At 72.6% G+C, this 14,175-nt stretch carries 11 protein-coding genes; 7 read left to right on the top strand and 4 right to left on the bottom strand.

The genetic code is table 11. The annotated features are described in order from the left end of the window. Positions 1–20: 20 nt before the first annotated feature. Positions 21–1,139 (bottom strand): phosphoserine transaminase, encoded by a 1,119-nt coding sequence (gene serC / locus ACFU5O_RS18675; protein WP_384241604.1) that lies wholly within the window; start codon positions 1,137–1,139, stop codon positions 21–23. A 138-nt stretch (positions 1,140–1,277) separates the two neighbouring features. Between serC and ACFU5O_RS18670 the strand changes: the two genes are divergently transcribed. Then, on the top strand, positions 1,278–4,118 hold the full coding sequence (locus ACFU5O_RS18670) for an FAD-binding and (Fe-S)-binding domain-containing protein (protein WP_384241602.1): 2,841 nt from the start codon (positions 1,278–1,280) through the stop codon (positions 4,116–4,118). 208 nt (positions 4,119–4,326) lie between these two features. Continuing rightward, positions 4,327–4,986, top strand: coding sequence for an HAD family hydrolase (locus ACFU5O_RS18665; RefSeq protein ID WP_384241600.1), 660 nt, complete (start codon positions 4,327–4,329; stop codon positions 4,984–4,986). A gap of 30 nt (positions 4,987–5,016) precedes the next feature. Here the strand turns inward: ACFU5O_RS18665 and ACFU5O_RS18660 are convergent, their stop codons facing one another. The 3 genes from ACFU5O_RS18660 to ACFU5O_RS18650 form a co-directional block, all read right to left on the bottom strand. Then, the gene (locus tag ACFU5O_RS18660) at positions 5,017–5,826 is read right to left on the bottom strand and encodes an HAD family hydrolase (RefSeq protein ID WP_384241597.1); all 810 of its coding nucleotides are present in this window, start codon (positions 5,824–5,826) and stop codon (positions 5,017–5,019) included. A gap of 129 nt (positions 5,827–5,955) precedes the next feature. After that, a complete protein-coding gene (locus ACFU5O_RS18655) occupies positions 5,956–6,459 on the bottom strand; it encodes a hypothetical protein (protein WP_384241595.1) in 504 nt (167 codons plus the stop codon). 221 nt (positions 6,460–6,680) lie between these two features. Next, positions 6,681–7,538 (bottom strand): LysR family transcriptional regulator, encoded by an 858-nt coding sequence (locus ACFU5O_RS18650; RefSeq protein ID WP_384241593.1) that lies wholly within the window; start codon positions 7,536–7,538, stop codon positions 6,681–6,683. A gap of 157 nt (positions 7,539–7,695) precedes the next feature. Here ACFU5O_RS18650 and ACFU5O_RS18645 point away from each other — a divergent pair, with 157 nt between their 5' ends. The 5 genes from ACFU5O_RS18645 (at position 7,696) to ACFU5O_RS18625 (ending at position 14,168) form a co-directional block, all read left to right on the top strand. Further along, complete coding sequence (locus ACFU5O_RS18645) at positions 7,696–8,637, top strand: DMT family transporter (protein ID WP_384241590.1); 942 nt, start codon at positions 7,696–7,698, stop codon at positions 8,635–8,637. A gap of 517 nt (positions 8,638–9,154) precedes the next feature. Then, complete coding sequence (locus ACFU5O_RS18640) at positions 9,155–9,841, top strand: DUF429 domain-containing protein (protein WP_384241589.1); 687 nt, start codon at positions 9,155–9,157, stop codon at positions 9,839–9,841. A 155-nt stretch (positions 9,842–9,996) separates the two neighbouring features. Continuing rightward, positions 9,997–10,785, top strand: a complete 789-nt coding sequence (locus ACFU5O_RS18635) for a TIGR03084 family metal-binding protein (RefSeq protein WP_384241587.1) — start codon at positions 9,997–9,999, stop codon at positions 10,783–10,785. Between the two features lie 2 nt (positions 10,786–10,787). Beyond that, positions 10,788–12,479 carry an acyclic terpene utilization AtuA family protein gene (locus ACFU5O_RS18630; RefSeq protein ID WP_384241584.1) on the top strand — a complete coding sequence of 564 codons (1,692 nt, stop codon included), beginning with the start codon at positions 10,788–10,790 and terminating at the stop codon, positions 12,477–12,479. A 78-nt stretch (positions 12,480–12,557) separates the two neighbouring features. Beyond that, positions 12,558–14,168, top strand: coding sequence for an acyl-CoA carboxylase subunit beta (locus tag ACFU5O_RS18625; protein ID WP_384241582.1), 1,611 nt, complete (start codon positions 12,558–12,560; stop codon positions 14,166–14,168). Positions 14,169–14,175 lie beyond the last annotated feature (7 nt).

The following is a 14,175-nucleotide window of genomic DNA, read 5'->3' as shown; positions in this document are numbered from 1 at the left end:
CGCGTTGCCGCCGGAAGCTGCTAGAGCTTCTCGATGACGTAGTCGACGCAGGCCGTCAGCGCCTGCACATCCGCCGGGTCGATCGCCGGGAACATCGCGATCCGCAGCTGGTTGCGGCCCAGCTTCCGGTACGGCTCGGTGTCGACGATCCCGTTTGCGCGCAGGACCTTCGCGACGGCCGCCGCGTCGATGTCGTCCGAGAAGTCGATCGTGCCGATGACCTGCGACCTCTTGGCCGGGTCGGTGACGAACGGCGTCGCGTACTTCGACTCCTCGGCCCAGCCGTACAGCCCGCGGGCGGAGGTGGCGGTGCGGCGCACGGACCAGTCGAGACCGCCCTGGTCGTTGATCCACTTCAGCTGCTCGTTGAGCAGGAAGACGGTCGAAAGGGCCGGGGTGTTGTACGTCTGGTTCTTGAGGGAGTTGTCGATCGCCGTCGGCAGGCTGAAGAACTCCGGGACGTGGCGACCGGACGCATGGATGCGGGCGGCCCGCTCCAGCGCGGCGGGGGAGAACACGCCGATCCACAGTCCGCCCTCCGAGGCGAAGGACTTCTGCGGAGCGAAGTAGTAGACGTCGGTCTCGGCGATGTCCACGGGCAGACCGCCCGCGCCGGAGGTCGCGTCCACGAGCACCAGCGCGCCCTCGTCGGCGCCCTCGACCCGCTTGATCGGGGCGGCGACACCGGTGGAGGTCTCGTTGTGGGTGAAGGCGTAGACGTCGACGCCGGCCTCGGCCTGCGCCTCCGGGTGCGTACCCGGCTCGGAGGAGATCACGGTCGGCTCGGCCAGCCACGGTGCCAGCTTGGACGCCTTGGCGAACTTCGACGAGAACTCGCCGAAGGAGAGGTGCTGCGACTTGTTCTCGATGAGCCCGTGCGTCGCGATGTCCCAGAAGGCGGTGGAGCCGCCGTTGCCGAGGATCACCTCATAGCCGTCGGGGAGCTGGAAGAGCTCGCTCACGCCCGCGCGCACCTCGCCGACCAGGTTCTTGACCGGGGCCTGGCGGTGGGACGTACCGAGCAGGGACGTACCGGTGGCGGCGAGGGCGTCCAGCGCCTCCGTACGCACCTTGGAGGGGCCGGCGCCGAAACGGCCGTCGGCGGGCTTGATGTCAGCGGGAATCTGGATATCGGCCACGAGCCGGAGCCTAGTCGGTTCCGCCAGGTCACCGGGGGCGTTGTCCGGCGGATGAGACAAGCGGCCACAGCTCGGGACGCGTTCTCGCATCACCCGATCGGGCGGGTGCGTGCGCGCCGACCGGGGCACGCTGAGGCCATGGCCGATCGTATGCAGCTCGAACGCGCCCTCCGGGCGGCCGTCCGCGGCGATGTGGACTTCGGGCCCGGCGCCCGCGCGCTGATGACGATGGACGCGTCCAACTACCGCCGGGTGCCGGACGGCGTCGTCGCGCCGCGCGACGCGGCCGACGTGGCCGCGACGCTCGCCGTCTGCCGGAGCCACGGTGTTCCGGTGGTGCCCAGGGGTGCGGGGACCTCGATCGCCGGTCAGGCGACCGGGGTGGGGGTGGTGCTGGACTTCACCCGCCATATGCGGTCCGTGGTCTCCGTGGACCCGGAGGCCCGCACGGCCGTCGTCCAGCCGGGCGTCGTGCTGGACCGGCTGCGGGATGCGGCCCGGGCGTACGGGCTGACGTTCGGTCCCGACCCGTCCACGCACAGCCGATGCACGATCGGCGGGATGATCGGCAACAACGCGTGCGGGGCGCACTCGGTCGCGTGGGGGACGACAGCGGACAACGTCCGCGCGCTGTCGGTGATCACCTACGGGGGCGCGGACCTGCGGCTGGGGCAGGGTCGTGCCGCGCCCGGCACCGCCCCTGACGGGCTGCGGGAGCTGGTGGAGGGCAACCTCGCGCTGCTGCGTACCGGTTTCCCCGGCGGGCTGCCGCGCCGGATCTCCGGATACGCGCTCGACGCCCTGCTGCCGGAGAACGGCACCGACCTGGCCCGCGCCTTCTGCGGCAGCGAGGGCACGCTCGGCGTCCTCACGGAGGCGACCGTACGGCTCGTGGAGTCACCGCCCGCGCGCGCCCTTGCCGTCCTGGGGTACACCGACGAGAGCGCCGCCGCGGAAGCCGCGGCCGGACTGCTCGCCCACCGCCCGCTCACGGTGGAGGGCATGGCGCAGGACCTGGTGCCCGAGCCGGGCGGCCTGCCGCGCGGTGGCGCCTGGCTGTTCGTGGAGACCGGCGGTACGACGGGAGCGGAGGCCCGGGCGCGTGCGGAGGAGATCGTGCGGGGCGCCGACGCCCTCGACGGCACCGTCGTCACCGACCCTGCGGGGCAGCGGGCGCTGTGGCGGGTACGGGAGGACGCGGCCGGCACCGCCACCCGGATGCCGGACGGCACCGAGGCCTGGCCCGGCTGGGAGGACTGCGCGGTGCCTCCGGCCCGACTGGGCCCGTATCTGAGGGACTTCAGGGCGCTGCTGGCGGAGCACGGGCTGCGGGGGACGCCGTACGGGCACTTCGGGGACGGCTGTGTCCACGTCCGGATCGACTTCGACCTGTTGAGCCCGGAGGGTGTGCGGCGATTCCGCTCCTTCTCGGAGGGCATGGCCGCCCTGGTCGTGGCACACGGGGGTTCGCTGTCGGGCGAGCACGGGGACGGGCAGGCGCGGGCGGAGCTGCTGCCGAGGATGTACGGGGACGAACTGGTCGGCCTCTTCGGCCGGTTCAAGGACCTGTGGGACCCGGCGGGGGGTCTGAACCCCGGGATGCTCACGCGCCCCGCGCGCCTGGACGAGAACCTCCGCTTCGACGTCCTGCCGCGTACGCCGGTCGATGTGGAGTTCGGCTACCCGCACGACGGCGGGGACTTCGCAGGGGCCGTGCGGCGATGTGTGGGAGTCGCCAAGTGCCGGGTGGACGGGCCGAGTTCAGGTTCGGGCGTGATGTGCCCTTCGTACCGCGCGACCGGCGAGGAACGGCACTCCACGCGCGGGCGCGCCCGGCTGCTGCACGAGATGCTCGCGGGCGAGGTGGTGACGGACGGCTGGCGCTCGCAGGAGGTCCGGGACGCGCTGGACCTCTGCCTGTCCTGCAAAGGATGCAGGAGCGACTGCCCGGTGGGCGTCGACATGGCCACGTACAAGGCGGAGTTCCTCCACCACCACTACGCCGGCCGGCTGCGGCCGGTCTCGCACTATGCGATGGGGCTGCTGCCGGTGTGGCTGCGCCTGGCCACCCCGTTCGCAGGGGTGCTGAACGCGGCGGCGCGGCCCGGGCCCCTGGCGGCGCTCGCCAAACGGGTCGGCGGCATCGCCCCTGAGCGGACCCTCCCGCGGTTGGCACGCCGGACCTTCACGTCCTGGTGGCGCGGCAACGGCACGCCCGGCTCACCGCTCGTGCTGTGGCCCGACACCTTCACGGACCGTCTCTCCCCGTCGGTGGGCCGCGCGGCGGTGACGGTCCTCGCCGCCGCGGGCCTCGGGGTCGCTCTGCCCCCGGGCCGGGTCTGCTGCGGCCTCACCTACGTCTCGACCGGCCAACTCGACCGCGCCCGCACGGTGATGCGCCGCACCCTGGACGTCATGACGCCCGTCCTCGAGGGCGGAGCCCCGGTCGTGGTCCTCGAACCGAGCTGCGCGGCGACGCTGACGACGGACCTCCCGGAGCTGCTGCCGGACGACCCACGGGCGCGCGCCCTGGCCGACTCCGTACGGACCTTCGCGGGCGCCCTCGAGGAGTACGCCCCCTCCTGGACCCCGCCCCGCATCGACCGCCCTGCCGTCGGCCAGACCCACTGCCACCAGCACGCGGTCCTGGGCGACGTCCCGGACCGCCGCCTGCGGGAACGCGCGGGCCTCACCGGCGACCTGAGCGGCGGCTGCTGCGGCCTCGCGGGCAACTTCGGCTTCGAACGAGGCCACTACGAGGTGTCGGTGGCCTGCGCCGAGGACCAGCTCCTGCCGTCGGTCCGGGCGGCGGGGGAGGACGCGGTGGTCCTGGCGGACGGTTTCTCCTGCCGTACACAGCTTGAACAACTGACGGGCAGGAGCGGGCGGCATCTGGCGGAAGTCCTCGCGGAGGCGCTGACCGGGGGGCCTGCGGAGGACGGGGCCGAGGGCCCGGCGGGGGCGGCGGACGTCCGGTGAACGGCTCTCGACGACAGGGCGTGGCTCATGGCGGGCGCTTGCCACCCACGAGTTCGCCCGGGCCTGAGCCTCGCAGGTACGCCGGGCAGGAGCGGGCGGCACCTGGCGGAGTCCTCGCGGATGTCGTGGCCATCCGGGCGCATCGGCTCCCCTCGCCCGGCGTGAGGTGCCGTCGGGGGCCGAAGCCCGCCCCCTTACGCTGCTCCTCATGACCCCACCCCCCGTCGAACTGGTGATCTTCGACTGTGACGGCGTGCTCGTCGACAGCGAGCGGATATGCGTCAAGGTGGATGCCGTGATCACGGCCGAACTCGGGTGTGCGTTCACCGAGGCCGAGATCGTCGAGCTCTTCGTCGGATCCTCCACCGAGGTCTATACGGCCGAGATCGAGAAACGTCTGGGGCGGCACCTGGAGCAGGGCTGGCAGCGGAAGTACGAGCACCTCTACCAGGAGGCCTTCGCGGCCGAACTCACCGCGGTCGACGGGATCCAGGAGGCCCTGGACCTTCTCACCGCGCCCTTCTGCGTGGCGTCGAACGGCGACCACGACGGTATCCGGCACAGTCTGAAACTCACCGGGCTGAGCGAGCGTTTCGAGGGCCGCGTCTTCAGTGCCACGGACGTCTCCCGGGGCAAGCCGGCGCCCGACCTCTTCCTGCATGCCGCCCGGTCCCTGGGCATCGACCCGTCACGGTGTGCGGTGGTCGAGGACAGCGCCTACGGCGTCCAGGCCGCGCGCGCCGCCGGGATGCGTGCCTTCGGGTACTGCGGCGGGCCGACACCGGCGGCCCGGCCGGCGGGTCCCGGTACGGTCGTCTTCGACGACATGCGGGCGCTGCCGGAGTTGCTGGGGGCCGCAGGACACTGAGACGTGGTCCGGGCTGCAGGCAGCACCGGCTCAGTCCCCGCCGTAGACCTGCTCGAGGACCGCCGCCACCCCGTCCTCCTCGTTGGACACCGTCCGCCGCGGAACGGCCGAGAGCACCGCCGGGTGCGCGTTGCCCATCGCGTAGCCCGTGCCTGCCCAGTTCAGGATGGTCAGGTCGTTGGGCATGTCGCCGAAGGCGATGACCTCGGCGGCGGTGATGCCGCGTGAGTCGCACAGGGCCGAGAGCGTGGTGGCCTTGGTGACGCCCGCAGCGCTGATCTCCAGCAGGCCGCGCCCGCCGGAGTGGGTGAACTGGGCCGCGCCGTCCATGGCTTGTGTCGCGAGGGCGAGCAGCATGTCGGCGTCGAACCGAGTCGAGTGGACCAGCAGTTGCACGATGGGCACGTCGATCAACCACAGGTCGGCCAGGGACGCGACGGCGCGTTCGGCCTCCGGGGCCCCGGTGAAGCGCAGGCCGTACGCGGGCTCGTACAGGAAGTGGTGGCCCGTCTCCACGGCGAAGCCCAGGCCAGGTGCTGCGGCGGACAGCGCGGTGGCCACGTCGCGGGCGACGGGTACGGGCAGGGACCGGGAGGTGGCCACGGTGCGGGTCGCGAGGTCGTACACCAGCGCACCGTTGCTGCACACCGCCGTTCCGGCGAGTCCGGTCGCCGTGGTGAGCGCGTCGACGAAGCGCGGCGGACGGGCGGTGACGAAGACGACCTCCGTGCCGGCGTCGGTCGCGGTGCGCAGGGCACGCAAGGTGCGCGTCGAGAGGGTGCCGTCGCGACGCAGGAGCGTGCCGTCCAGGTCCGTGGCGATCACGCGGGGCAGCGGCATCGGCCCATGGTATGCAGTCGCCGCCGGGCGCGGGCTCACGTCCCCGGCGCTCGCCGGCCCTGACGGTGCGACGCACCGCGCGCACCGTCAGGGCCGGCGGCGACCGGTCGGGGTGGCTACGCCGTCCGGTCAGTAGACGAGATGGACGGTGAGCTCCGACTCCGTCTCGCTGGTGTTGTCGGCGCGGACGAAGCCACGGGCCGTGCGGTACTTCTCCGTACCCCCGGTGATCGCGAAGTTGATGTCGTCCTCGGGCCCGTCGCCGGTGACGGTGAACCGGCCCTGCACGGTGAGGTCACCCTTGGGAAGGGAGAAGGTGGCCAGGCACTGCAGGTCGAACTCGTCGCCCGGGGCGGTCCGGGTCAGCGTGCACACCTCGCCGTAGGTGCCGACCTCTTCGCCGTCGCGGAAGAGGTCCCCGCTGTTGATGAACTGGTCGCCCTGGCTGGGCCCGGACGGGTCCACATCGATGAAGCGGTTCTGGGTCGTCTTCGCGACCAGCTCGATGATTTCCTCCCGGCCGGGCTTGGTCGAGGGGTCGGTGTCGCCGGTGGCCGAGGCGGGGTAGGCGCAGAGGAGCAGTGCGGCCAGTCCGACGGCAGCGCTCGGGACGGCATGCTTGATGCGAGGCACGATGTGTCTCCTGTGGGGATAAGAGCGGTTCACTGACCATGTGTCATGTGAAGTACCGGTTGATACCGGTTGCTTCGTCAGCTTCCGGTGGGCGGCCCGGCATCGCGACTCCGGCTGGCCATCCAGGTGAACGACGGAGCCGGCTCCGGCGTGGCGAGTCGCCCTGACTGCCACTCAGTGCTCCGGCCGGCCACTTTCGGCCCATGCCGGGGCGTCACGGCTCAGCGCTGCCCGCTGAGTTCACGGGCCAGCTCCGCCAGCGCCCCCACCGCCGGATGGGGGGCGGTGACGCGCCAGGCCAGCAGGACCGGGACCACCGGGGCGTCGGTGAGGGGGCGGTACGTCACCCCCGGGTGGGGGTGCATCGACGCCGTGGACGCGGACGAGACGCCCGCGCCCCTGCCCGCCGCGATCGCCGTGAGCCAGTCGTCGGTGTTGCCGACGGTCATGGTGGAGGCGGGGCGGGCGTGCGGGGGCCAGAGGTCGGGAGTCGTCGTACCGGAGACCGGGTTCAGGACGATCGTCTCCGCGGTGAGGTCGGCGAGCGTGAGACGGGCGCGGGCCGCGAGCGGGCCGTCGGAGGTGATGGCCGCCACGCGCGGCTCGGTGAAGAGCAGTTCGGTCACCAGGCCGGGGGTGTTCACCTGGCCGCGCAGGACCGCCGCGTCGACCTCGCCGCGAGCGAGACCCGCCGTGCGGTCGTCGATGCGGAGGAGCTCCAGCGGAGTGTCCGGGTGCTCGTGCTGCCAGCGGCGCAGCAGCGGGGTGGTGTACGGGCCGAACGCCGACCAGGAGTGTCCGAGCCGGAGGGGACGTCGCTGCAGACGGCTCGCGTCGAGGGCCTCGTCGAAGGCGGCGACGGCGGCCGCGGCCTTGTCGCGGAAGGCGCGGCCCTCGGGTGTCAGCTCGAGATGGTGGGTGGAGCGGTCGGCGAGGCGGACACCGAGGTGGCGCTCCAGTGCGGCGAGGGTGCGGGAGACGGCCGGTTGCGTGAGATGCAGCGCCGTGGCCGCCCTCGTCAGGCTCCGTTCCTCCGCGATGGCGAGGAAGCAGCGGAGGTGGCGCAGCTCGATGTTCATGCGCGTGGAGCATAACCGCAGACCAAACGGCATTTCACGGGTGGCGCGGAGTTCCGTAGCGTAATAAGTGGAGCACGGACATCCAGTGCACTATGTTGGACTCGAAGTTTAGTGAGATGGACGAAGGTGTCAGTGACATGGGCAAGGGGCGGAACCGGTGAGCAGCACCCCGAGTACGGAGCGGGCGGCCGCCTGCGCCGTCGCCCTGCCTGAAGCGTCGGCCGCGCTCGAAGGGGCCCCACGCCGGGGGTCCGGGGCGCTCGGGCCGGTCGCTCTCGTCGTCGCGGGCGGACTCTCCGTGCAGTTCGGTGCCGCCGTCGCGGTGCTGGCGATGCCCCGCGCGGGTGCCCTCGGTGTCGTCACCCTGCGGCTCGTGCTCGCCGCGGTCGTGCTGCTGGTGGTCTGCCGTCCCGGGCTGCGCGGGCACTCCCGCGCCGACTGGGGCACGGTCCTCGCCTTCGGCACGGCCCTGGCGGGCATGAACATGCTCTTCTACCAGTCCGTGGACCGTATCCCGCTGGGCGCGGCCGTCACCCTGGAGGTGCTCGGGCCGCTCGCGCTCTCGGTGATCGTCTCGCGGAGGCTGATCAACCTCGTATGGGCGGGCCTGGCCTTCGTGGGCGTCGTCCTGCTGAGCGGCGGTGGCTTCGACCGGCTCGATCCGGTCGGCGCGGCCTACGCCCTCGGCGCGGGCGCGATGTGGGCCGTGTACATCGTCTTCAGCGCGCGCACCGGACGCCGCTTCCCGCAGGCCGACGGGCTGGCCCTCGCGATGGCGGTGGGTGCGTTGCTCAGCCTGCCCTTCGGCATCGTCGAGGCGGGCGGCAAGCTGCTCGTGCCGTCCACGATCGGCCTCGGCCTCGGGGTCGCGCTGATGTCGTCCGTACTGCCGTACACGCTGGAGCTGCTCGCCCTGCGCCGGCTGCCCGCGCCGACGTTCGCCGTGCTGATGAGCCTGGAGCCCGCCATCGCGGCGACGGCCGGGTTCCTGGTGCTGCACCAGGCCCTGTCCGCGGCCGACGCGCTGGCGATCGCGCTGGTCGTCGCGGCCAGCATGGGTGCCGTCCGGACGCAGGTGGGGCGCGCCGGCGCCAAGTGACCAGCAGGCGGGCGCGGTGGGCCGACCGCCGCGGTCCAAGGAGGGCGCAGGATGACCTGGAATATGGCCGCCCGTATGGCCGGGTGACGGACGGTCGGCTGCTGGAGGCCATCCGCGTCACCCCGCGCGCGGCGTTCGTCCCCGCTTCCCGCTTCCCGCTTCCCGCCCGGCCCGCTTCCCGCTCTCCGTGGTGAGCGTCGAGCCGTGGCCGGACCTGGCGGAGAAGGCCGGGGGCAACGACGGCGGGGATGGCACCCTCGGGTCCCGGCCCGCGCGCCGTACGACGCGGTCGTCGTCCGTGCCGCCTTCCCGGAGGTGCCGCCGCCGGCGCCTGACGGCTGCGGACCGGAGGGCGTCTGGTCCAGCCGATCGGGCCCGGCGGCCGGGAACGGGTCGTGCTGTACGGGCGGACGGCCCGGCCTTGTGCGCCGCCCGACCGTCGTACCCGCCTGCTTCGTCCGACTGAACGAGGACCACGGGTACCCATCGATGGCCCCGTCCCGACATGCTGGGTCACATGGTGGCGGTTCTCGGTGTCGACGCGTGCCCGGCCGGATGGGTGGCGGTCGGGCTTCGTGACGGCCGGTTCGCGGGGGCCCGCACGGATACAGACCTCCGCTCCCTGCTGCGCGAGGGCGCAGAGCGCTTCGAGGTGGTGGCCGTGGACATGCCGCTGGGGCTCCTCGATGCGGGGTGGCGACGGGCGGACGCGCAGGCGGCGGCCCTGCTGGGCCGGCTGAGGGGCAGTGTCTTCCGGGTGCCCCCGCACGCGGTGTGGCAGGAGGAGCACTACGAGGCCGCGAACCACCGCTGCCGGGAACTCACCGGAGCCGGTCTGAGCCGCCAGAGCTGGGGCCTCGCCGCCAAACTCCGCGAGGCGAACGGCTGCTTGGCGGACCCGGGAGGCGATCGCCTTTTCGAGGTGCACCCCGAGGTGTCGTTCTGGGCGCTCGCCGGGAAGGTTCCGCTCCCGCACCGCAAGAAGAGCTGGGCGGGCCAGACGGCCCGGCGCTCACTCCTCGAGGCCGCAGGTGTCGTCCTCCCCGACGACCTGGGGGACGCGGGACGCGTGCCGCCGGACGACGTGCTGGACGCGGCGGCAGCGGCTTGGAGCGCGCACCGGATCGCCCAGGGGCTCGCGCGGCCCCTCCCGGACCCTCCCGAGAGCGATCCCCGGGGCCGGCCGATCGCGATCTGGTACTGACGCGGTCCGGCCGAACGCCGCCATGGCGGCAGACGGCACGCGGAAAGCCCCTGGTGGGCGAAGAGAACAGAAAAAGTAAAGCAAGCACGCTTGCTTGTTTCTGTGGACGCTGCCATGCTCCGGGACACACAGCCGTGTCCCGAGGGGAGCGCACCGTGTCCGACCCTGCCGTCGTGCTCGACGACCTGCGTGCAGAGAGCGAGGAACTCGACCGGCTGGTGGCCGGTTTGAGCGACGAACAGTGGGCAGCGGCGACCCCCGCCCCCGGCTGGACCGTCGCCCATCAGATCGCCCACCTCGCCTGGACCGACGAAGTCGCACTGCTCGCCGTCACCGACGCTGCGGCATTCGGCAAGGAGGTCGAGAAGGCACTCACCGAGCCGGACACCTTTGTCGACCGGGCCGCAGAGGCCGGGGCGTGGCAGCCGCCGGACGAACTGCTCGCCCACTGGCGCGGCGGTCGCGACCGGCTTCAGCAGGCGTTGCGCGCCGCGCCACCCGGATCCCGTTTCCCCTGGTACGGGCCGCCGATGAGCGCCACCTCGATGGCCACCGCCCGGCTCATGGAGACCTGGGCCCACGGCCAGGACGTCGCGGACGCCCTCGGAGCCGTCCGCGAACCGACCGCCCGCCTGCGGCACGTCGCGCACATCGGCGTACGGGCCCGCGACTACGCCTACTTCGTGCGCGGAACCGAGCCGCCGGAGGAGGAGTTCCGGGTGGAACTCACCGGGCCGGCCGGGGACCTGTGGACCTATGGCCCGGAGGGCGCCGCCCAGACGGTCACCGGCCCCGCGCTGGACTTCTGCCTGCTGGTGACCCAGCGGGCGCACCGCGACGACCTCGCCGTACGGGCGCACGGCGCCGACGCCGACCGGTGGCTGGACATCGCCCAGGCCTTCGCGGGGCCGGCGGGCGCGGGCCGCGCACCGAAGGGGGCCTGACCGTGGACCCGCTCCGGATCGGCAATGCCTCCGGCTTCTACGGTGACCGGTTCGACGCCGTGCGCGAGATGCTGACCGGCGGTGAACTCGACGTCCTCACGGGCGACTACCTCGCCGAGCTCACCATGCTCATCCTCGGCAGGGACCGGATGAAGGACCCGCGCCTCGGCTATGCCAAGACCTTTCTGCGGCAGCTGGAGGAGGGCCTCGGGCTCGCCCATGAGCGCGGGGTGCGGATCGTCGCCAACGCCGGCGGACTCAACCCGGCCGGACTGGCCGACGCCGTACGGGAGCTGGCGGACCGGGTGGGGGTGCCCGTGCGGGTCGCGCACGTCGAGGGCGACGACCTCGCGGCCCGCTTCCCGGACGCGCTCGCCGCGAACGCCTACCTCGGTGGCGGCGGGATCGCCGCATGCCTGCGCGCCGGGGCGGACATCGTCGTCACCGGCCGTGTCACGGACGCGGCGCTGGTCACCGGGCCCGCCCAGTGGCACTTCGGCTGGGGCCCGGAGGAGTACGAGGCGCTCGCGGGCGCCGTCGTCGCCGGGCATGTACTGGAGTGCGGGACGCAGGCCACCGGCGGCAACCACTCCTTCTTCGCCACGGGCGGTCATGACATGCGGCGCCCCGGCTTCCCGGTCGCCGAGCTGTACGCCGACGGCTCGTCCGTCATCACCAAACACCCCGGCACCGGCGGGCTCGTGGACGTGGGCACGGTCACGGCGCAGCTGCTGTACGAGACGGGCGGCGCGCGCTACGCAGGTCCCGATGTCACCGCCCGCCTCGACTCGGTCCGGCTGACGCAGGAGGGGCCCGACCGGGTCCGTGTCGCGGGGGTACGCGGCGAGGCCCCGCCGCCCGTGCTCAAGACCGGTCTGGTCAGGCTCGGCGGCTGGCGCAACGAGGTCGTCTTCGTTCTCACCGGCCTCGACGTCGAGGCCAAGGCGGAACTCGTGCGCGACCAGCTGGAGGACGCCTTCGCACGGGCCAAGTCCCGGCCGGAGGAGGTCCGCTGGGAGCTGGTCCGCACCGACCGCCCGGACGCGGACACGGAGGAGACCGCGAGCGCGCTGCTGCGGCTGGTGGTGCGGGACCGGGACGCTCAGGCCGTGGGCCGGGTCGTCAGCGGCGCCGCGATCGAGCTCGCACTCGGCAGCTACCCCGGCTTCCATGTGACGGCACCGCCGGGAAAGGGCGCGCCGTACGGGGTCTTCGAGGCGGCGTACGTCGACGCCGGATCGGTCGCGCACATCGCCGTACTGCCCGACGGGCAGCGGGTGACGGTGGCGCCGGCCGGTCGTACCCGGGCGCTGGAGCCGGTCGCGGACGCGTCCCTGCCCGCGCCGCTTCCCGTCGGCGGCCCGGTGCGCCGCGCGCCGCTCGGACTCGTGGCGGGCGCCCGCAGCGGCGACAAGGGCGGGGACGCGAATGTGGGGGTGTGGGTGCGCACGGACGAGGCCTGGCGGTGGCTGGCGCATGAGCTGACCGTCGACCGCTTCCGCGAACTCCTTCCGGAGACCGTCGGCTTGACCGTCACGCGGCACGTCCTGCCGAATCTGCGTGCGCTGAACTTCGTCGTCGGGGGGCTCCTCGGCGAGGGCGTCGCCGCGCAGGCCCGCTTCGACCCGCAGGCGAAGGGGCTCGGGGAGTGGCTGCGGGCGCGGTACGTCGAGGTGCCGGAGCGGCTGCTGTGACATCACCGCCCGCGCCGCCTCCCGCGTCCCGGCCATCGCCCTTTCACACCCGCACCGCCCCTCATCGGAGGTGACCCCGTGACCGTCATCGCAAGCGCCCTCGACACCGCGTCCCCCGACTTCGCCGCGCACCGTGCCGCCATGCTCACCAAGCTGGACCAGCTCGACGCCGAGCATGCGAAGGCGCTGGCCGGAGGCGGGGAGAAGTACACCGCCCGGCACCGCAAACGCGGCAAACTGCTCGCCCGCGAGCGCGTCGAGCTGCTGCTCGACCCCGACACCCCGTTCCTGGAGCTGTCGCCGCTCGCCGCATGGGGCAGCGAATACCCCGTCGGGGCATCCATGGTCACCGGCATCGGCACCGTGGAAGGCGTCGAGTGCCTGATCACCGCCAACGATCCGACCGTACGCGGCGGCGCCAGCAACCCCTGGACGCTGAAGAAGGCCCTGCGCGCCAACGAGATCGCCTTCGCCAACCGTCTGCCCGTCATCAGTCTCGTCGAGTCCGGCGGTGCGGATCTGCCCAGCCAGAAGGAGATCTTCATCCCGGGCGGAGCGCTCTTCCGGGACCTGACCCGGCTGTCCGCGGCCGGGATCCCGACCGTCGCCGTCGTCTTCGGCAACTCGACCGCCGGCGGGGCCTATGTGCCGGGAATGTCCGACCACACGGTCATGATCAAGGAGCAGTCGAAGGTCTTCCTCGGTGGGCCGCCGCTCGTGAAGATGGCCACGGGCGAGGAGAGCGACGACGAGTCGCTGGGCGGCGCGGAGATGCACGCCCGCACGTCCGGCCTCGCGGACCACTACGCGCTCGACGAGTACGACGCCCTGCGTCATGCCCGCAGTATCGTCGCCCGCCTCAACCACCGCAAGGCGCATCCCGGTCCGGAAGCCCTCGCCGAACCACCCGAGTACGACGAGGAGGAGCTGCTCGGCATCGTCCCCGAGGACCTGAAGACCCCCTTCGACCCGCGCGAGGTCATTGCCCGGATCGTCGACGGCTCGGACTTCGACGAGTTCAAGCCGCTGTACGGGACGAGCCTGGTCACCGGATGGGCGCGGCTGCACGGCTACCCGGTCGGCATCCTCGCCAACGCGCAGGGAGTGCTGTTCAGCGCCGAGTCGCAGAAGGCGGCACAGTTCATCCAGCTCGCCAACCAGCGCGACATCCCGCTGCTCTTTCTTCACAACACCACCGGCTACATGGTCGGCAAGGAGTACGAGCAGGGCGGGATCATCAAGCACGGCGCGATGATGATCAACGCGGTGTCGAACTCGAAGGTCCCGCATCTGTCCGTCCTGATGGGCGCGTCGTACGGCGCCGGGCACTACGGCATGTGCGGCCGGGCCTACGACCCGCGTTTCCTCTTCGCCTGGCCCAGCGCCAAGTCCGCCGTCATGGGCCCCCAGCAGCTCGCCGGAGTCCTGTCGATCGTCGCCCGCGCCTCGGCCGCCGCCAAGGGACAGCCGTACGACGACAAGGCTGCCGAGGCGGACGCCGCCCTGCGCGCGATGGTGGAGCAGCAGATCGAGACGGAGTCGCTGCCGATGTTCCTGTCCGGACGGATCTACGACGACGGCGTCATCGACCCGCGCGACACCCGCACGGTTCTCGGCATGTGTCTGTCCGCCATCCACACGGCCCCGGTCGAAGGCGCGCGCGGCGGCTTCGGCGTCTTCAGGATGTGAGGCCCTG

This window comes from Streptomyces sp. NPDC057445 (genome assembly GCF_042802855.1).
Taxonomy (GTDB): Bacteria; Actinomycetota; Actinomycetes; order Streptomycetales; family Streptomycetaceae; genus Streptomyces.
Note: the sequence above shows the minus strand (reverse complement) of the source record. Positions and strands in the feature narration are given on the sequence as shown.